This is a genomic window from Frondihabitans sp. PhB161 (assembly GCF_003814635.1).
In the GTDB taxonomy this organism is placed as follows: Bacteria; Actinomycetota; Actinomycetes; order Actinomycetales; family Microbacteriaceae; genus Frondihabitans.
Genome location: NZ_RKQW01000004.1, coordinates 337,296 through 355,489 on the forward strand (window position 1 = coordinate 337,296; position 18,194 = coordinate 355,489).

The window sequence follows — 18,194 nt, forward strand, 5'->3', positions numbered from 1 at the left end:
GAGCTACGGGCGCCCGTACGTGTCGAGAAGTCGGAGCCAGACCTCGCTGACCGTCGGGTACGAGGGGACGGCGTGCCAGAGGCGGTCGATCGGCACCTCGCCGACGACGGCAATGGTCGCGGCGTGCAGCAGGTCGGAGACCTCGGGGCCCACAAAGGTGGCGCCGACGATGACCTTGCGCGACTCGTCGATAACGAGGCGCGCCTGACCCTTGTAGCTGTCCGACTTCAGCGCCGAGCCGGCGACCCCGGCGAGGTCGTAGTCGATCACCTTGACGTCGATGCCCTGCTTGCCGGCGGCGTCGGCGGTCAGGCCGACGCTCGCCACCTCGGGGCTGGTGAAAGTGACCTGCGGTACGGCGGCATTGTCGGCCGTCGCGACGTGAGCACCCCACGGCTCGGTGTGCAGGTCGGTTCCTTTCGCGCGGGCCGCGATGACCTCGCCGGCAGCGCGCGCCTGGTACTTGCCCTGGTGGGTGAGGAGTGCGCGGTGATTGACGTCGCCGACCGCGTAGAGCCAGTCGGTGCCGTGCACGAGAAGGGTGTCGTCGACCTCGAGCCAGTCGCCCGGGGTCAGGCCGACGTTCTCGAGCCCGAGGTCGGAGGTGCGGGGGACCCGGCCGGTAGCGACGAGGATCTCGTCGGTGATGACGACGTCACCCGAGTCGAGGGTGGTCTCGACCAGGCCGTGCTCAGTGCGCACGACGCCGGTGGGCGACGTGTTCAACCGCACGTCTGCGCCGAGAGCCGTCAGTGCCTCTGTGACGAACTCACCGGCGAAGGGCTCCTGGCCGCCGAGGAGGCCGCTGCGCGAGGCGATAGTCACCTTGGCTCCAAGCTGCTGGTACGCCGTCGCCATCTCGGCCGCGACGACCCCGCCGCCGATGATCATCAGGCTCTGGGGAATGCTCTGCTGGCTGGTCGCCTCGCGGCTCGTCCAGGGCTTCGCCGCGGCAAGACCGGCGATGTCGGGGAGCAGGGCGCTCGACCCGGTGACCGCGGCGACGGCGTGCGTGGCCGTGTAGACGGTGCCGTCGACGGTGACCTCTTTCACGCCCGTGATGGTCGCGTGCCCGCGAATCAGATCAATGCCGGCTCCCGACACCCAGTCGGCCTGTGACGAGTCGTCCCAGTTGCTGGTGAACGAGTTGCGGCGGTTCAGGACGGCCTGCACGTCGACCTCGCCGGTAACGGCCTCGCGGGCACCGCCGACTGCCTTGGCGGCATCGAGCACGGTCGAGCTCATGAGCAGGGCCTTCGACGGCATGCACGCCCAGTAGGAGCACTCACCGCCGACGAGCTCGGCTTCGACGAGGGCGACCTTGAGGCCATTGCGCGTGGCGTAGTCCGCCACGTTCTCGCCGACCGCGCCGGCTCCGATCACGATGAGGTCGTAGGTAGTGGTCATGACACGAACGTATCGCCCCGCCGTCGACCCCGCGCGTGTCATCCCGGAGTATTCGCTGAGAGCGGCATGGGGGACAGGGAGTACTTTCCATTTCAGACACGGACCCGTGTCAATTCATCGCGACGAGGAGGCACTCATGGCACTCGGAGACAAGATCCAGAACGCAGCACAAGACATCGCCGGCAAGGCCAAAGAGGTCATCGGCGACAAGACCAACAACGAGAACCTCGAAGCTGAGGGTCACAAAGACCAGGCCTCCGCTTCAGTGAAGAAGACCGGCGAAGACGTGAAAGACGTCTTCAAGAGCTGACATCTACCTCCCCCTCACGAAAGCCCGTCCCGCCAAGCGCGGTGGCGGGCTTTCGTGCGTCTCGGCCGAATGACCACGAGGATCCGCGGATCCTTTGCTCTACCGCCCCGTGAACTCCGCTTCCCCTCGGTTCTGGAACGACGTCATCCCGAGCTTTGAGTCGTCGGTCGCCATCAACCGAACGAGCTCGCCCTGCAGCGCGGCGTGGGCTGCTTCCTCGCCTTGCCGGCCGGCGAGCTTGGCGTTCGCGAGCGTGGCCTGCACGGCGAGGGGTGCTTGGGCCGCAACCCGGTGAGCGATGTCGATCGCGCGGTTGTAAACCTGATCGTTGAACACGACCTCTTTCACCAGGCCGATGCGGAGGGCCTCTTTCGCGTCGAAGGTCTCGCCGGTGAGCATCCAGCGCATGGCGTTGCCCCATCCGACCCGCGCCGGAAACCGTGTGGTCGCGCCGCCGAACGGCAGAATTCCGCGCCGCACCTCCATCTGGCCGAAGCGCGCGTTCTTCGCCGAAATCACGATGTCACTCACCAGGGCGAGCTCGACGCCGAGCGTCAGACAGGTGCCCTGAACTGCCATCACCAGCGGCTTCGTGAGCTGCGTGCCGTCGACCTGCCACGGGTGGAGGCCCCCCTCGGGAACGATGTCGAGCCCGTCGGCGGTGACTGCTCGCGCGACGTCGCCGAGGTCGAGTCCGGCGGTGAAATGCTCGCCGTGGGCGAAGACGAGGCCGCACCAGAGATCGGGATCGCGGTCGAGGAGCCCGAAGGCGAGACTCAGCTCGCGGAGCATACGGAGGTCGGCGGCGTTGCGCTTCTCTTCGCGGTCGAGGCCGATGAGGAGGACGTGGCCGTCGCGTTCGACGCTGACGCGCGGGCGATCGTCGGAAAGGGCCGCTATGGCGGCCTTGGACTTGGAGGCGGGGCTCATGCCCTCATCGTAGGATCACCGATCCGTCAGCCTACGATTTCGGGCATTTCTGGCACTTCTGGGCCCAGTTCGGACGGTTTCGTAGGCTGAGTGCCCGCTCAGCGGGCGATCGCTCCGATCACCCGCAGAATCGTGCTCATGTCGTCGGCCGCAGCGTCGTCGTTCGCCGGCGCGAACGAGCAGATGCCCGCCCCGACCAGGTCGAATCGGGCCCGAAGCGCTTGGATGGTGGCGATCAGCGTCGCTGGCTCGAGGCCGAACGGCTGCGGGTCGAGGAGTCCGGCGAAGGCTGCGGGGTCGAGCACGTCGAGGTCGACGTGGATGTATACGGAGGTCGCACCGGTGGCAGCGACAGCCTCGACGACCTCCTCGGGGACCAGGTCGAACGCGCCGACGGAACGCATCCCGGTGGCCTCGACGTAGGAGTCTTCGGCTTCGTCGAAGCTTCGGGCACCCGCGAGCACGACTCGGTCCGCCGAGAGTTGCACGCGCGGCGGATCGATCCCGATCGAGGCGAGCTCGATGTCGGCGCGACCGAGCAGTGCCCCGAGCACCATCCCGCTGAAGGCTCCGCTTTCGCTGGTCTCGGGCGAGTGCACGTCGGGGTGGGCGTCGAACCAGACCACCGCGGTGTCGTCACGGAGTACGGTGCGCACCGCGGCGAACTCGATGCCGCAGTCACCGCCCACGACCAACGCTGGATCGTCGCTGCGGGAGAGCTCGTCGGCGAGAGCCCGAGCAACCGCGGACACAGCCGAGAGACGGTGGATGCTCGTGCCCACACCGTCGCCGGCACCGGGCGGCACCTCGATCACCGATGTGGCTTTGGCAGGCAGATCGCCGAGAATGGCGTTCGCTCCATCGACCAGCCTCATGGCTCGCGACGACGGTGAACCCTGCCATTGCGGAACTGCGACGAACCTCATGCGGCCAGTGTGGCACGGTGCCCTCGGACGAGCCGAGTCCGGCTCGACCGGGGCACCGAGAAATTCAGGATCCGAGCGGCTTGCTCTCCCAGTGCTCGACCGGGGCGGCGCCACCACCGAGCTTGAGCTGCGCGAGTCGCGCCTCCACCTCGGTCTCGGCGCCGAGGTCGTCGAGGCTCTCGAACTGCGCGTCGAGGCTCGACGCCTGCAGCTCTTGTTGGCCCATCACCTTCGCCTCTTCGCGACGGATCTTGTCTTCGAACCGCCCCAGGTCGCTGGTGGGATCCATCACGTTGATGCTGCCGATAGCGTCATTGACCTTGCCCTGCGCTTCGGCCATTTTCGAGCGGGCCACGAGCTCGTTGCGCTTGTTGCTGAGGTCGCGGAGCTTCTCTTCCATCTGCGTGAGGCCGGTCTTGAGCTTGGCCACGACCTCCGTCTGCTGCGCGATGGTGGGCTCGGCGTCTTTGGCCTCTTTCTCCGCCGACATCTGGCGCCCGATGGCGACCTTGGCGAGGTTGTCGAACTTGTCGGCCTCGGTCGAGTTGCCCGAGGTGCGGAGCTCGTCGCCCTTTTTGCTGGCGGCGAGGGCCTTCGTGCCCCAGTTGGCAGCCGCCTCGACATCTTCGGTGTGATCCTGCTCGAGGAGACGCAGGTTGCCTATGGTCTCGGCGACGGCGCTCTTCGCATCGGCGATGCTGTTGGTGTAGTCGCGAACGAGCTGGTCGAGCATCAGCTTCGGATCTTCAGCCTGGTCGATGAGGTTGTTGATGTTGGCCTTCGTGAGCTGCGCGATGCGCCCGAAGATCGACTGCTTTGCCATCCTGGTTCCCTTTCGTGGTGCCTCGCGATCGCGAGGCCGTTTGTAGTGTCGCTTGCCTTGCTTCTGGCAGTGCTGGGTCTGTAAGTGTTGGGCCTGTCGGTGCCGGGGCTGTCGGGGCCGGGAGCGTGGGCGCCCGGTCAGAAGCGACCTCCGCTGGATTCGCGGCCGCCTCCGCCTGCGCCTCCGAAGCCGCCGCCGCCTCCGCCGAAACCGCCGCCGCCTCCGCCGAACCCGCCGCCCCCGAAGCCGCCGCCACCACCGTTCAGCAGCCCGCCGATGATCACGCCCGTGAGGATGCCGCCGAGGTTGGCTCCGCCGCCGCCGCGACCGCCGAGGAGGCCTCCGCCTCCGCCCAGCATGCCCTGCTGGTAGCTGCCGACCTCGGCGTCGGCGTCTCGCATCGCTGCGTCGGCCATCGCTGAGGCCTGCTGCGCCTCCGCCACGGCTGCCTGTGGGTTGGCGGGTGCCTGCGAGACCGCACTCGACAGGTGACGCTCGGCCTCCGAGAGTCGGGTTCGCGGCCCTGCGCTGATTGCACCGCGCCGGGTCTCGATGAAGTCGCGGGCGGAGCTGACCTGGCTGCGGGCGGCGAGGAGAGCCTGGTCGAGAGTGGCCTGGACCCGCTGCTGCGCGACCGCGGTCTCGCGGATCTGCGCCATGGCGGCGTCGATGCGGGTGTTCGCCGTCGTGAGTCGATCGAGCACGGCAAGGGGGTCGTCGCGAGTCGCCTCGGCGTAGCCAAGAGCCCCCTTGACCTCGGCGACCGCTCCGGGCAGGTCGACAGCGGAGCTCGTCGGGCCGCTAGGCACCGTGGCGGCCACCTGGAGGTCGGATCGGAGGTCGGCGCTGGCGGCGTCGATGGTCGACTGTGCCGTCCGCAACGTCTCGCCGGCGGAGTCGATCGCTGTGAGCAACTGGTCGATCTGGGCGAGTGCCTGCCGGCCGGCCTGCACCGAGCCAACGGCCTCACCGGGGTTGCCGGCAGCGATGGATGCCTCGGCCTTGGTTGCTGTATCGCCGACGAACTCGAGCAGGCGGTCGACCTGATCGGGGTTGCCGGCGATGCTCGAGACGGCGCGGGCGCTGTACGTCGTCGAGAGCGTGGAGAGCGTCGTCTCGGCTGCCTGGGTACGATCCTGGAGCGCCGCGGCGTCGGTGCGGAGTCGCGCGGTGTCTTCGGTGACGGTCGCCTCCGAGGCGCGGAGCTTGTCGTACGCCGCCGATTGCGCCTCGATGTCGGCGTGGGCGCTCTCACAGAGCTCGATGATCTGTGTGGTCCACTCGCGCTTCTGCTCCGGGGTGTCGGGCACCTCGTCGTCGAGTTTCTGACGGAGCTCGAAGGCCTGCGCCGCCTTGGCTTTGGCCGAGCGCACCGCCTCGGCGAACGGCTGAGCCGCCGAGTCGCCGAACTGGGCCGCCGCGAAACCGACCTCCTGCGACGCCTGTGTGATCTGATCGTCGATACCAACGAGCAGGTCGCCGGCGCGCCGGTCGAGGGCCGTCTGCTCGGCCTGCTGCTTCGCGCCGAGGGCCTTGGCTGACCGTCGACGACGAATCAGCACGAAGACCACGATGGCGGCGATCACGAGCAGAACGATGAGGAGCGCAATCGGGATCCAGCTGAGATCGGCCGGGCCCTCTGCTTTGTCGATGCCATTCGCCATCGCAACGGCGGCTGCAGCCCACTCGCCGCTTCGGAGCTGGGGCACGAGGTCATTCGTCTCGATGTCGCCGAGCTTTGCATCAGTGAGGGTCGAATGGGAGTCTTTCGAGACGTCGTAGAGCTTGTCGTCGACCGCGACCGACAGCAGGATGTCGTTCTCGCCGAGGGAGTTCTGCTGCGCTGTTGCGGCACCCCATTCGACGCGGTCGGTGGGGCTGGTGAACTCGGGCACGAAGGCGACGAGCAGGTTGATGCCCGTGTCGGCCTGCAGCTTGTCGACGGCCGCCGTGATCTCGCTGGTATCGGCGGAGCTGAGCACCCCGGCCTCGTCGACGACGTAGGCGCCATTGAAGTCGACGGGAGCGGTGGCCTCAGCCGCGAGGGCCGGACCCAGGGCTACACCGAACACGCCGAGCACGAGGCCGACAACGACCATGGGCACTCCACGGCCGGTACGACGACCCCGACCGAGACGAAGACCGGTGCTGCTGCTGGTGGTACCGAACACGTGACTCCCCGTGGGTCAGACCGCCCGGCACACGAAAAGAGCCGTGCGCGGGGCAGTCACTTCGTTGTAAACATGCCGCTTTTCGGAGTCTAGCGACGCCCCCCGACGCCGGTATGCGTTAATTGACAGGTGCCCCGCGTACCCGCTCCACTGCTCGCGGTGACCGCGATCTTCTCCGTTCAATTCGGCAGCGCGGTGGCGCGCACCCACTTCGACGAGGTAGGCCCGACCGGGGCGGCAGCCCTTCGTCTGGGCTTCGCGGCGGTCATCCTTCTGATCGTCGTCCGGCCTCGAGTTCGGCACTGGTCGCGCACGCAGTGGCTGGCGGCGATCGTGCTCGGAATCGCCCTCGCGGGCATGAACTCGCTCATCTACCTCGCCCTCGACCGGATTCCGCTGGGAGTCGCCGTCACGCTCGAGTTCACCGGCCCGCTCGTGCTCGCCCTCGTACAGACCCGAAGGATCCGCGATGCCGCCTGGGCGCTCATCGCCTTCTGCGGTGTTCTGCTGCTGGGGCTCGGCTCCTCGGGCAGCGTCGCTCTCGGGGGAGTCGTGCTGGCCTTCGGCGCCGCTGCCTTCTGGGCTCTCTACATCGTCGCCAACAGTCGCGCCGGCAAAGCGATCGCGGGAATCGACGGACTCGTGGTGGCGGTCGTCGTGGCTGCAGTCGTCGTCATCCCTTTCGGCGCGGGTCGAGCCGCGACGGCCATCGCTTCGGATCCTCGTCTCGTTCCGATCTTCATCGGGGTCGCCCTGCTCACCTCTGCCCTGCCCTACGCCCTCGAGATGATTGCCCTTCGGGCGCTGCCCACTCGCGTGTTCGGCGTGCTGTCGAGCCTCGGCCCGGCAGTGGCGGCCCTGGCCGGTTTCGCCGTAATCGGGCAGGCCCTCACTCCGCGCGAGATAGTCGCGATCGCTCTCGTGACAATCGCCAGCGTCGGCGTGACCCTCACCGTGAGGCGAGTCGGGCCACCGGCCCCGCCCCCAACCAGCGCTTGACGGAGTGATCAGCGTGAATTGTCACCCGAATTCCGCCCATACACAGCGTTTTCCGTGGAGATCTGTAGAGCTGTGTACCCCGGCTCGGGAGTAGCCTTAGCCATAGACGGTCCTGCAGAACACGGGACGGACAACGTTGTTGAAGGGAACACCATGGGAGCTGTTCTGGAACGCACATCATCCGCCGAGGTAGTTCCGCTCGGTGAGGGGTACAGCCGGGTGTCGACGCCGACAGCCGGAGTCATCGGATTCATTCGGGAGAACGACGGTCGCTTCGAAGTGCTTCGGGGTCGAGTTCGCAGTGCGACACGAGCCGAGGGCGCCTACGGCAGCCTCGACGTCGCCGTGATCGCTCTGACGTACAGCTGATCTGACTAGCTCTACCCCACGAACGGCCCTCGCTTCGGCGGCGGGCCGTTCGTCGTTTGACCCCGGGCCCCGCCAATGTGTGAGCGATTCGCCTCGACGCGCCGAGGCGGGTGGTGCTGGGAGCCCGGATCGCTCGCAAATCGGCGCCCGGTGCGCGAGTGCCCGCCCCGGAACTGCTAACGTTGTCCACGCTCCTGGCCCCCATAGCTCAGGGGATAGAGCACTGCCCTCCGGAGGCAGGGGCGCTGGTTCGAATCCAGCTGGGGGCACCACCTCGTGTTCTCGCTGTTCGTTCGCTGGCGCTCACTCCCAGCGACGAAGCGGTGCGTGCTTGTACGCGCGTGTCGTTCCGCCACGCGGCGCTAGCCAGGCCATGCGTGTCGTTCCGCCACGCGGCGCTAGCCAGGCCGCGCGTGTCGTTCCGCCACGCGGCGCTCGCCAACCGCGAGGGTGTTGGCTCGACGCATGACCACCGACGACACCTCCATTCGCCAGCTGCTCAAAAGGGCCAAGAAGTCTTCCCCCGATGTGGCCGGGCTGGATCCTGAATCCGTTCCCGAATCGCCAATGGACCTCTTCGTCGACTGGCTCGAGACGGCAGTCGAGGGGGGCGTGACCGAACCGCAGGCGATGACGCTCTCGACCGTCGACCACGCCGGGACGGTCAGTGCGCGAACCCTCCTGCTGAAAGACGTCGACGACGCATTCTGGTTCGCCAGCTCGTCGCTGAGCCCGAAGGGGCGGCAGATCCGCGAGAACCCTCGGGTTGCACTGACCCTCTACTGGCGGGAGCAGGGGCGGCAGGTCAGGATCCTGGGCGATGCCGGCCCCGGCCCTCGCGAGACGTCGGTCGCCGATTTCACCGCTAGACACCCCGACTCGCGCGCGGTCGCCATTGCCATGCCGCAGAGCACCCCTGTCGACGATCACGAGAAAGCCAAGCAGGCACTCGACGCCGCGAAGGCCCGCATCGCCGACGATGACGAGTTCGCCCCCGACGACTGGACGGCCTTCCGGGTCGTGCCGACCTGCATCGAGTTCTGGCAGGCGACGACGGGACGCGACCAGGTGCGCGTGCGCTACGACCGGACCGCGCCCACGACCTGGACCCGCAGCCGCCTCTGGCCCTGAGCCGCCCCTCTGCCAGCCGGTGCCGTTCCGAATTTGAAGGAAAAACGCGCGGGCGGCAACGAAGTCATGCGGATCGGGCCGGGTACGCCTTCTGTTTCTCCTTCAAATTCGGCGGGCGCCCAAACTCGGCGGGCGACGCACCGGCGCCCCACGCGTAACAGGGCGACACACCCGCGACACGAGCGCCGCCCCTGCCGCAGAGTGGAGTCATGAACACGCTTGCCGTCATCGAGGTCACGCGCTTCCGGCCGCACGCGCCGGAGTACCACGCGTACGTCGACACGCTGAACGGTCGCGTGCAGGGTCTCGCCGAGGTCACCGGTTGGGAGGCGACGCGTTACGGCGCCGCCGACCTGGGCGAATCGACGCTCCTGCAGCTGACCGACAGCGCCGACGCCGTCGTGCTGATGGGCGGCGAGGATCTCGCCCCCGAGTGGTACGGCGGCGAAAGCGGCTACCGCCGTGAGGGGCGCCACTACGAAGAGGCGGATGCGGCGCAGATCGCGCTCGTGCACCGCGCCCTCGACCGTGGCACTCCGCTGCTCGGCATCTGCCGCGGGCACCAGCTGATCAACGTGGCGCTCGGCGGCACGCTGATCCAGCACCTCGACGGCGACTCGGCGCACCTGAACACAGGAGCCCCGGTCGAGGAGCTCATGACGACGCACCGGGTCGAGCTCGAGTCGTCGAGCGGGTTGGCCCGGATCCTCGGCGACTCGGTCGACGTGCAGAGCGCCCACCACCAGGCCATCGACGCGCTGGCGAACGGCCTCGGCATCGTGGGTCGAGCGGTCGACGGCGTGATCGAAGCCGTGGAGCACCGCGACGCACCGATCACCGGCGTGCAGTGGCACCCCGAAGATCGCAAGGCCCCGCCCGGTCAGCTGCTGCGCCTGCTCGACGGGCTGGCTCCCACCGCAAACCCGGAGCGCGTCGCCGCCTGACACCGTCTCCCGAGACGGCAGAGATCACACTGCAAGACCACACAGCAGAAACCCCACGTCGAAGACCAGACCCGAGGATCCGGCCCGACCTACTTCAACCCGGCGATTGCCGCGTCGACCAGCGGCTCGGCCCCGCCGGGTTCGCCGAACACGGCATCATCAGACGTCGCGACTATCCAGTACGACCCGGTGAAGGCCTCGGCCGTGCCGACCCCGTCGACGAGGTCGAAGTAGCCTTCGCCGTCGTACGTGGGCACGGCGTTGCTCGACGTGATCAGGCTGTTCTTGAGCCGGGTGAGGCTGTCGTCGTCGAACCGGCCGACGGCGAGAGTCATCGAGCCGCCGGTCGCGCTGGTCCAGCCGCAGACGGTGCCGTCGTAGCCGCCGATCACCGCGGCGTCGCTGGTCTTGGGGGGAGTGGGCTTCGCCTCGGGCGTCATGCCGGGGTACGCGGCGCTGACCGTGGCGTCGGGGGCGATCGTCTGGCAGTCCACGGTCAGCGGCGTGGCCGTAAGGGCTCCCGCTCCGCCCGTCGGGGTCGCCGAGGCGCGGGGCGCGGTGGGGGAGCTCGACGCGGCGGGCGCCGCGCCGGTACAGCCGGCGAGGAGAAGAACCGCGAGGGCAGCGGGCAGGGTGCGGACAGCGAGGAGACGCGGGGCCGTGAGCATGGTCTCCATCTTCGCGGCATTCACCTTGGTGGGAGATTCGGATCGCCGTCGGCGGCCCCGGAAGAGGCGGGCGACGGCCCGGTAAGCTTGACGACCGTGACTCCCGCTGAACTCTCCGCCTCTCTGCTCGCCATCGTCCAGGGGATCGCCGAGCGACGCCGTGCAACCGCGACCGCCGACGAAGCCGCCGCAGCGGCACCGGTCGACATCACCCTCGCCGACGCCGTGCTCGAGCGCCCCCGCAACCGCGACCACGGCGACTGGGCCTCGAACATCGCCATGAAGTTCGCCAAGCGCCTCGGGTCCAACCCGCGCGAGCTCGCGACCGAGATCGCGCGCGAGCTGACCGAGACCGACGGCGTTGCGAGCGTCGACATCGCTGGGCCGGGCTTTATCAACATCACACTCGAAGCGGCTGCGGCCGGGGCCCTCGCGAAGGCCATCGTCGAGAGCCGCGAGGCCTACGGCAACGGCGACTACTACGCGGGCGTCACCATCAACCTCGAGTTCGTCTCCGCGAACCCGACCGGCCCCATCCACATCGGCGGTGTCCGCTGGGCTGCCGTCGGCGATAGCCTCGCCCGCATCTTCCAGGCGGTCGGCGGTGTCGTGACGCGGGAGTACTACTTCAACGACCACGGCGCGCAGATCGACCGCTTCGCCCGCAGCCTGATCGCTTCAGCGCTCGGCGAGCCCACACCGGAAGACGGCTACGGCGGCGTCTACATCTCCGAGATCGCTGCGCGCGTCATCGAGACCTTTGACGGTGACGTCCGAGACCTGCCGCGCGACGAGGCGCAGGAGTTCTTCCGGGCGGTCGGAGTCGACTTCATGTTCGCCAACATCAAGAAGTCGCTGCACGACTTCGGCGTCGACTTCGACGTCTACTTCCACGAGAACTCCCTGCACGAGTCGAAGGCCGTCGAGCGCGCCATCGCCCGGCTGCGCGAGCTCGGACACGTCTACGAGGCCGACAACGCGACCTGGCTGCGGACGACCGACTTCGGCGACGACCGCGATCGCGTCATCATCAAGAGCGACGGCGAGGCCGCGTACATCGCGGGCGACCTCGCCTACTACCTCGACAAGCGCGAGCGCGGATTCGAGCGGAACATCATCATGCTCGGCGCCGACCACCACGGCTACATCGGCCGCATGATGGCCATGTGCGCGGCGTTCGGAGACACTCCGGGCGTCAACCTCGAGATCCTCATCGGCCAGCTGGTCAACCTCATGCGCGACGGCGAGCCCGTGCGCATGTCGAAGCGCAACGGCACCGTCGTCTCGATGGAAGACCTTGTCGATGCGGTCGGCGTCGACGCGGGGCGCTACTCGCTCGTGCGGTTCTCCGCCGACTCGATGATCGACATCGACCTCGACCTCCTCACCAAGCGAAGCAACGACAACCCGGTCTTCTACGTGCAGTACGCGCACGCCCGCACCCAGGCCGTCGCCCGCAACGCGAGTGCCTCCGGGGTCGACCGCAGCGCGTTCGACGCCTCCCTGCTGACCCACCCGACTGAGGCATCGCTGCTCGGAGCACTCTCCGAACTGCCGCGAGTCGTCCAGCAGGCGGCCGAGTTGCGCGAGCCGCACCGCGTCGCCCGTTATATCGAAGAGGTCGCCGGCACCTACCACCGCTGGTACGACGCGTGCCGCGTGACGCCCCTCGGCGATGAAGAGGTCACCGACCTCCACCGCACACGCCTCTGGCTGAACGATGCCGCTGGGCAGGTGATTCGCAACGGCCTCGGCCTCCTCGGCGTGTCCGCACCTGACAGGATGTAGGGCATGAGCGTCTCGAAACCCGACGATCTCGACGCCTTCCTCGAGCCGAACCACAACGTCAAGAAGCGCCGCGGGTTCACGATCTTCATGATCGTGTTGATCTCGCTCGTGGTGATCGGTGCGATCCTCGCCGTGGTCGCTGACATCGTTGCGCGCAACTACGCCGAAGGTCGTGCCTCGAAAGAGATCGAGTCGTCTCTGCCGGCCGGGTCGTCCGGTCAGGTCGATGTCAAGATCCACGGTCTCTCGGTGATCCTGCAGGCACTCAGCGGTTCGCTCGACGACGTGACTCTCTCGTCGTCGAACCTCGTGGTGCAGAAGATCCCCCTTACCTTCACCGCCGATGTCAGTGACGTCCCCCTCAAGGTGGGTGGCACGACAGGCCCGGTCGAGGCGTCGATCCACGTGACCGAGAAAGCCGTCAACGAGACCAAGGCTGTCAATGGTCTGGGCGGTTCGATTTCTCTCGGTTCGGGCGACTTCGCGTTCGACAAGACGCTGACGGTTCTCGGCCAGTCGATCGCGACCCAGATCACGGCGACCCCGAAGCTGGCAGCGGAGGGTTCGAAGTTGTCTGTCGTGCCGAAGAGCGCCTCGGTCAACGGTGCCGCACTGCCGGCCGTCTTCGCGCCGGCCCTTCGAGCTGCGACGCAGACCGTCTGCCTGGCTGGCTACGTTCCGAAGAATGCCCGGGTGACCTCGCTGACGGTCAAGCCCTCCGGCGTCACCATTGATTTGCGCTCGGCCGGTCTGCCGTTGACGAAGACCGGCCTTACCGCAACAGGGAGCTGCTCATGACGACCACTGCCAACCCGCTCGCACCCGCCTGGCTCGACGTTCCCGCCGATGCGAACGACCTCGTCGCAAGCATCTGGCCGTCCTCGGCGGGTCGTGACGAGGACGGCGCGCTGACGGTCGGCGGTGTGTCGGCCACCGAACTCGCGGCCCGGTTCGACACCCCCCTCTACGTCGTCGACGAGGCCGACTTCCGCGCGCGTGCCGTCGGCGCCCACGACGCCTTCGCCGCCGAGGCCGCTCGCATCGGCACCCGAGCCAAGGTCTACTACGCGGGCAAGGCCTTCCTGTCGGTCGAGATCGCGCGCTGGGTGAGCGACGCAGGCCTCTTCGTCGACATCTGCACCGGGGGCGAGCTGGCCGTGGCCTTGGCCGCGGGCGTCGCCCCCGAGCTGATGGGCTTCCACGGCAACAACAAGTCGCGGGCCGAGATCGACCGGGCGGTCTCGCTCGGCGTGGGCGCAGTCGTCATCGACAGCCTCCTCGAGATCGACCGCGTCGCCGAGGCGGCAGAGCGCCACGGCACGGTTCAGAACGTCAGGATCCGAGTCAACAGCGGAGTGCACGCCTCGACCCACGACTATCTCGCCACCGCGAGAGAAGACCAGAAGTTCGGCATTCCCCTCGCCGACACCCCGGCTGCGGTCGCAGCGATCCGTTCGCACGCGGGTCTCCGGCTGCTCGGCCTCCACAGCCACATCGGCTCGCAGATCTTCGGCACAGACGGCTTCGCCGAGGCGGCGCGTCGACTGCTCGAGGTGCATGCGAGCCTCTTGGCGGGCGGCGACCTGCCCGAGCTGAACCTCGGCGGCGGGTTCGGCGTCAACTACACCCGGGTCGACGACGCCGCGCCTATCACCGAACTCGCCGCGGGGATCGCCGACGTCGTCGCGGCGGAGTGCGCCCGACTCGACATCCCGATTCCGGTACTCGCGGTCGAGCCCGGCCGGGTGATCGCCGGGCCCGCCGGCGTCACTCTCTACACGGTCGGCACCATCAAAGACGTCGAGGTATCGCTCGACGGCGAAGATACCGGCGCCGATGGGCACTCGAGCGCTGTTCGCCGCTACGTGAGCGTCGACGGCGGGATGAGCGACAACGCGCGCACAGCTCTGTACGCGGCCGACTACTCGGTCCGGCTCGCCTCGAGGGTCTCCGCGTCGGATCCTCGTCTCGTCCGCCTCGCGGGCAAGCACTGCGAGTCGGGCGACCTCGTCGTTCTCGCCGACTACCTTCCGGGCGACGTGGCACCCGACGATCTCGTCGCCGTTCCCGTGACCGGTGCCTACTGCTGGAGTCTCGCCAGCAACTACAACCACGTGGGCCGCCCGCCGGTCGTCGCGGTGCGCGACGGTGTGGCCCGCGTGATCGTCCACGGCGAGACCATCGACGACCTCCTGGCACGTGACGCGGGGTTCGACCCGCAGCACGACGCTCGACCACACGAAGCAGAGAGAACCGCATGATCGAATACCGCAACGTCCGCGTCGCCCTTCTGGGTGCCGGGTCCGTCGGAAGCCAGGTGGCCAGGCTCCTGCTCGAACAGGCTGACGAGCTGGCCGGCCGGGCCGGTGCCGGCCTCGAACTCGTCGGGATCGCCGTGCGCGACCTCGACGCCGAGCGCGATGTCGACCTGCCGAAGGAGCTGTTCACCACCGATGCCGAGTCGCTGATCCTCGGCGCCGACATCGTCGTGGAGCTCATCGGCGGTATCGAGCCCGCCAAGACCCTGATCCTCCAGGCGCTCTCGTCGGGAGCCGACGTGATCACGGGCAACAAGGCCCTGCTCGCGAGTCACGGACCGGAGCTCTTCGAGGCGGCCGAGCAGGTCGGCGCTCAGCTCTACTACGAGGCCGCTGTAGCCGGGGCGATCCCGATCATCCGTCCCCTGCGCGAGAGCCTCGCGGGCGACACCATCGTGCGGGTGATGGGTATCGTCAACGGCACGACGAACTTCATCCTCGACCGTATGGACACCCTCGGCGAATCGCTCGACGATGCTCTGGCCATCGCGACCGATCTCGGTTATGCCGAGGCCGACCCGACCGCCGACATCGAGGGCTACGACGCGGCGCAGAAGGCAGCGATTCTCGCGAGCCTCGCCTTCCACACCAGCGTTCCGCTCGTCGCGGTGCACCGCGAAGGCATCACGGGGGTGAGCCACGAACAGGTCGAGGCCGCCCGGAAGGCCGGATACGTCGTCAAGCTCCTGGCGATCTGCGAGCGGATCTCGGACGACGACGGCAAGCTCGGGGTGGCAGCGCGAGTCCATCCCGCTCTCGTCCCGCTCGGTCACCCTCTGGCTGCCGTCCACGGCGCCAAGAACGCCGTCTTCGTCGAGGCCGAGGCGGCCGGCGACCTCATGTTCTACGGCGCCGGTGCCGGGGGAGTCGAGACCGCATCCGCAGTGCTCGGCGACCTCGTGTCGGCGGCACGGCGCCATGTGATCGGCGGGCCCGGTCTCGCTGAGTCGAACCACGCCGACCTCCGCGTGCTGCCCCTGGGCAGCGTCTCGACGAGCTATCAGATCACGCTCGACGTGGCCGATCAGCCCGGGGTGCTCGCGACGGTCGCCGGGATCCTTGCCCAGCACGGCGTCAGTGTCGAGACCGTGCAGCAGACCGCGGGCGTCACACGCGGCGACGAGGGGCCCGCCACCGCTACGCTGATCATCGGAACGCACCGTGCCCGCGAGTCTTCGCTCGCCGCCACGGTCGACGCTCTCACCAACGCCGCAGTCGTGAACTCCGTCACGAGCGTGCTCAGAATCGAAGGAGCCTGATGGCCCACCAGTGGCAGGGTGTCCTGCGCGAATACGCCGACCGTCTCGATGTCACCGAGGCGACCCCGATCGTCACCCTGGGTGAGGGCGGCACACCGCTGATCCCGGCTCGGGCTCTCTCCGAGCGAACCGGTGCGAACGTCTACGTCAAGTACGAGGGCATCAACCCGACCGGCTCGTTCAAAGACCGCGGCATGACCATGGCCATCTCGAAGGCCGTCGAGCACGGCGCCAAGGCCGTCATCTGCGCGTCGACCGGCAACACGTCGGCGTCGGCCGCCGCCTACGCCGCTCACGCCGGCATCACCGCCGCGGTGCTCGTGCCCGAGGGCAAGATCGCCATGGGCAAGCTCAGCCAGGCCGTCGCCCACAACGGTCAGCTGCTGCAGATCCAGGGCAACTTCGACGACTGTCTCGACATCGCGCGCGACCTCGCCAAGAACTACCCGGTGCACCTGGTCAACTCGGTGAACAACGACCGCATCGAGGGTCAGAAGACCGCCGCCTTCGAGGTCGTCGACGTGTTGGGCGATGCCCCCGACTTCCACTTCCTGCCGGTCGGCAACGCAGGCAACTACACCGCGTACACCCGCGGCTACCGCGAAGACCTCGTCGTAGGCCGCTCGACCAAGCTGCCGCGCATGCTCGGCTTCCAGGCCGCGGGCAGCGCCCCCATCGTCGGCGGCTCGGTCGTCAAGCACCCCGAGACGATCGCCAGTGCGATCCGCATCGGCAACCCGGCCTCGTGGCAGTTCGCCCTCGAGGCGCGCGAGCTCACCGACGGCTACTTCGGTGCCATCGACGATGCCAAGATCCTCGAGGCGCAGCGCATCCTCTCCGCCGAGGTGGGCATCTTCGTCGAGCCCGCGTCGGCCATCAGCGTCGCCGGTCTGCTGGAGCGCGCCGAAGCCGGTCAGGTGCCGAAGGGCGCCACGATCGTGCTCACGGTCACCGGCCACGGTCTGAAAGACCCGCAGTGGGCTCTCAAGACCCCCGAGGGTGGCGAGGTCACACCGACGGTGGTCGGCGTCGACACCGACGAGGTCGCCGGAGTTCTCGGACTGGTGCGAGCGTCGGCGTGACAGCAGAGCACGCCTCGCTCGCGGGGCGTTCCGTGCTGGTGAAGGTGCCTGCCACCTCCGCCAATCTCGGGCCAGGGTTCGACACGCTGGGAATCGCGCTGTCGCTGTACGACGAGTTGGTCGTCACGGCGCGCGCGGATCCTGGTGTCTCGGTCCACGTGACCGGTGTCGGCGCCGGTGAGGTGCCGACCGACGAGACCAATCTGGTTGTGCGAGCCATCGCGTTCGCTTTCGAGCAACTCGGACAGCCCCTTCCCGGGCTGACCCTGTCGGCGACGAACGTCATTCCCCACGGGCGCGGATTAGGATCCAGCGCGGCCGCGATCGTCTCGGGCATCATGGCCGCCAAAGGCCTGCTCGACGGTGTCGTCGAGGTCGATTCATCGACGCTGCTGCGACTCGCCACCGAGCTCGAGGGGCATCCCGACAACGTCGCGCCGGCCCTGTTCGGTGGTCTCACGATCGCCTGGACTACGAAAGACGGCCCGGCGCACAAGCGGCTTCTGGTGCACCGGGGTGTGTCGCCGGTGGTCTTCGTGCCCGAGACAACCCTGTCGACGAAGCTCGCCCGGAGCCTCCAGCCGGCCTCCGTGCCGCACGAAGACGCCACGTTCAACGTGTCGCGCTCCGCCCTGTTGGTAGCCGCGCTGATTCAGAGCCCCGAGCTCCTGCTCGCCGCGACCGAGGATCGTCTGCATCAGAGCTATCGCGCGAGTGCGATGCCCGAGACCGACACGCTGATCCGCATGCTCCGCGACGCGGGGCTGGCCGCAGTCGTCTCGGGTGCCGGCCCGTCGCTCCTCGTTCTCGGAAGCGACCCCGCCCAGAGGCTGTTCGCCGCGGATCTCGTCGGAGAGCATTCCGTCACGACATGGCGCGCGCTCATGCTGGCCGTCGATCTCAAGGGTGCTACAGTGGTGCCGCACCCGGTAGAAACCCCGCTTCTTTAGAGGCGGTTGCCTGTTTCGGCAGTGACCTCGTCACGGCAGGAGCGGATTCCCGGGTTGCACGTAGTTCCAATCAGTGCTTCTGCAATCAGTGCTCTTACCCCGCGCATCTCGCCTCCGTG

17 protein-coding genes and 1 tRNA gene are annotated in these 18,194 nt (G+C 68.1%); 12 read left to right on the forward strand and 6 right to left on the reverse strand.

From position 1 onward, the window contains the following. Nucleotides 1-3: 3 nt before the first annotated feature. A complete protein-coding gene (locus tag EDF39_RS16300) occupies nucleotides 4-1,407 on the reverse strand; it encodes an NAD(P)/FAD-dependent oxidoreductase (RefSeq protein WP_123944755.1) in 1,404 nt (467 codons plus the stop codon). A gap of 136 nt (nucleotides 1,408-1,543) precedes the next feature. On the opposite strand from EDF39_RS16300, the gene EDF39_RS16305 reads away from it, so the two are divergent. Beyond that, nucleotides 1,544-1,717 (forward strand): CsbD family protein, encoded by a 174-nt coding sequence (locus tag EDF39_RS16305; protein WP_084815897.1) that lies wholly within the window; start codon nucleotides 1,544-1,546, stop codon nucleotides 1,715-1,717. Between the two features lie 99 nt (nucleotides 1,718-1,816). Here the strand turns inward: EDF39_RS16305 and EDF39_RS16310 are convergent, their stop codons facing one another. From EDF39_RS16310 to EDF39_RS17845, 4 genes are all read right to left on the reverse strand, one after another. Then, nucleotides 1,817-2,647, reverse strand: coding sequence for a crotonase/enoyl-CoA hydratase family protein (locus EDF39_RS16310; RefSeq protein ID WP_123944757.1), 831 nt, complete (start codon nucleotides 2,645-2,647; stop codon nucleotides 1,817-1,819). A gap of 98 nt (nucleotides 2,648-2,745) precedes the next feature. After that, nucleotides 2,746-3,573, reverse strand: a complete 828-nt coding sequence (locus tag EDF39_RS16315; protein ID WP_055958584.1) for an arginase family protein — start codon at nucleotides 3,571-3,573, stop codon at nucleotides 2,746-2,748. Between the two features lie 64 nt (nucleotides 3,574-3,637). Continuing rightward, nucleotides 3,638-4,396, reverse strand: coding sequence for a PspA/IM30 family protein (locus tag EDF39_RS16320; protein WP_123944759.1), 759 nt, complete (start codon nucleotides 4,394-4,396; stop codon nucleotides 3,638-3,640). Between the two features lie 137 nt (nucleotides 4,397-4,533). Then, nucleotides 4,534-6,567 (reverse strand): TPM domain-containing protein, encoded by a 2,034-nt coding sequence (locus EDF39_RS17845; protein WP_123944761.1) that lies wholly within the window; start codon nucleotides 6,565-6,567, stop codon nucleotides 4,534-4,536. Between the two features lie 129 nt (nucleotides 6,568-6,696). On the opposite strand from EDF39_RS17845, the gene EDF39_RS16330 reads away from it, so the two are divergent. From EDF39_RS16330 to EDF39_RS16350, 5 genes are all read left to right on the forward strand, one after another. Beyond that, nucleotides 6,697-7,566, forward strand: coding sequence for a DMT family transporter (locus EDF39_RS16330; protein ID WP_055958576.1), 870 nt, complete (start codon nucleotides 6,697-6,699; stop codon nucleotides 7,564-7,566). A 153-nt stretch (nucleotides 7,567-7,719) separates the two neighbouring features. Next, on the forward strand, nucleotides 7,720-7,935 hold the full coding sequence (locus EDF39_RS16335; RefSeq protein WP_123944763.1) for a hypothetical protein: 216 nt from the start codon (nucleotides 7,720-7,722) through the stop codon (nucleotides 7,933-7,935). 197 nt (nucleotides 7,936-8,132) lie between these two features. After that, nucleotides 8,133-8,207, forward strand: a tRNA-Arg gene (locus tag EDF39_RS16340). 193 nt (nucleotides 8,208-8,400) lie between these two features. Next, nucleotides 8,401-9,066, forward strand: a complete 666-nt coding sequence (locus EDF39_RS16345; RefSeq protein WP_123944765.1) for a pyridoxal 5'-phosphate synthase — start codon at nucleotides 8,401-8,403, stop codon at nucleotides 9,064-9,066. A gap of 209 nt (nucleotides 9,067-9,275) precedes the next feature. Next, the gene (locus EDF39_RS16350; protein WP_055958570.1) at nucleotides 9,276-10,010 is read left to right on the forward strand and encodes a gamma-glutamyl-gamma-aminobutyrate hydrolase family protein; all 735 of its coding nucleotides are present in this window, start codon (nucleotides 9,276-9,278) and stop codon (nucleotides 10,008-10,010) included. An 89-nt stretch (nucleotides 10,011-10,099) separates the two neighbouring features. Here the strand turns inward: EDF39_RS16350 and EDF39_RS16355 are convergent, their stop codons facing one another. Next, entirely contained in the window at nucleotides 10,100-10,678 is a 579-nt protein-coding gene (locus EDF39_RS16355) for a hypothetical protein (RefSeq protein WP_123944767.1), read from the reverse strand. Nucleotides 10,679-10,774: 96 nt separating this feature from the next. Between EDF39_RS16355 and argS the strand changes: the two genes are divergently transcribed. The 6 genes from argS to thrB are packed head-to-tail and all read left to right on the forward strand — an operon-like array spanning nucleotide 10,775 to nucleotide 18,075. Continuing rightward, nucleotides 10,775-12,466 carry an arginine--tRNA ligase gene (argS, locus tag EDF39_RS16360; protein ID WP_123944769.1) on the forward strand — a complete coding sequence of 564 codons (1,692 nt, stop codon included), beginning with the start codon at nucleotides 10,775-10,777 and terminating at the stop codon, nucleotides 12,464-12,466. 3 nt (nucleotides 12,467-12,469) lie between these two features. Then, nucleotides 12,470-13,264: a DUF2993 domain-containing protein gene (locus tag EDF39_RS16365; RefSeq protein ID WP_123944771.1), complete on the forward strand. Its 795-nt coding sequence runs from the start codon at nucleotides 12,470-12,472 to the stop codon at nucleotides 13,262-13,264. After that, entirely contained in the window at nucleotides 13,261-14,727 is a 1,467-nt protein-coding gene (gene lysA / locus EDF39_RS16370; RefSeq protein WP_123944773.1) for a diaminopimelate decarboxylase, read from the forward strand. The genes EDF39_RS16365 and lysA overlap by 4 nt, the downstream gene beginning before the upstream one ends. Further along, the gene (locus EDF39_RS16375) at nucleotides 14,724-16,043 is read left to right on the forward strand and encodes a homoserine dehydrogenase (RefSeq protein ID WP_123944775.1); all 1,320 of its coding nucleotides are present in this window, start codon (nucleotides 14,724-14,726) and stop codon (nucleotides 16,041-16,043) included. Before lysA ends, EDF39_RS16375 begins: the two co-directional genes overlap by 4 nt. Continuing rightward, a complete protein-coding gene (gene thrC / locus EDF39_RS16380) occupies nucleotides 16,043-17,125 on the forward strand; it encodes a threonine synthase (RefSeq protein WP_123944777.1) in 1,083 nt (360 codons plus the stop codon). The genes EDF39_RS16375 and thrC overlap by 1 nt, the downstream gene beginning before the upstream one ends. Continuing rightward, nucleotides 17,122-18,075, forward strand: a complete 954-nt coding sequence (gene thrB, locus EDF39_RS16385) for a homoserine kinase (RefSeq protein ID WP_123944779.1) — start codon at nucleotides 17,122-17,124, stop codon at nucleotides 18,073-18,075. Before thrC ends, thrB begins: the two co-directional genes overlap by 4 nt. Nucleotides 18,076-18,194 lie beyond the last annotated feature (119 nt).

Coding starts and splice junctions, on each gene's coding strand:
- lysA (WP_123944773.1), top strand. CDS start 13,261: ATGACGACCACTGCCAACCCGCTCGCACCCGCCTGGCTCGACGTTCCC.
- thrC (WP_123944777.1), top strand. CDS start 16,043: ATGGCCCACCAGTGGCAGGGTGTCCTGCGCGAATACGCCGACCGTCTC.
- EDF39_RS16300 (WP_123944755.1), bottom strand. CDS start 1,407: ATGACCACTACCTACGACCTCATCGTGATCGGAGCCGGCGCGGTCGGC.
- EDF39_RS16345 (WP_123944765.1), top strand. CDS start 8,401: ATGACCACCGACGACACCTCCATTCGCCAGCTGCTCAAAAGGGCCAAG.
- EDF39_RS16355 (WP_123944767.1), bottom strand. CDS start 10,678: ATGCTCACGGCCCCGCGTCTCCTCGCTGTCCGCACCCTGCCCGCTGCC.
- EDF39_RS16305 (WP_084815897.1), top strand. CDS start 1,544: ATGGCACTCGGAGACAAGATCCAGAACGCAGCACAAGACATCGCCGGC.
- EDF39_RS16365 (WP_123944771.1), top strand. CDS start 12,470: ATGAGCGTCTCGAAACCCGACGATCTCGACGCCTTCCTCGAGCCGAAC.
- EDF39_RS16350 (WP_055958570.1), top strand. CDS start 9,276: ATGAACACGCTTGCCGTCATCGAGGTCACGCGCTTCCGGCCGCACGCG.
- EDF39_RS16310 (WP_123944757.1), bottom strand. CDS start 2,647: ATGAGCCCCGCCTCCAAGTCCAAGGCCGCCATAGCGGCCCTTTCCGAC.
- EDF39_RS16320 (WP_123944759.1), bottom strand. CDS start 4,396: ATGGCAAAGCAGTCGATCTTCGGGCGCATCGCGCAGCTCACGAAGGCC.
- EDF39_RS16335 (WP_123944763.1), top strand. CDS start 7,720: ATGGGAGCTGTTCTGGAACGCACATCATCCGCCGAGGTAGTTCCGCTC.
- EDF39_RS16375 (WP_123944775.1), top strand. CDS start 14,724: ATGATCGAATACCGCAACGTCCGCGTCGCCCTTCTGGGTGCCGGGTCC.
- EDF39_RS16315 (WP_055958584.1), bottom strand. CDS start 3,573: ATGAGGTTCGTCGCAGTTCCGCAATGGCAGGGTTCACCGTCGTCGCGA.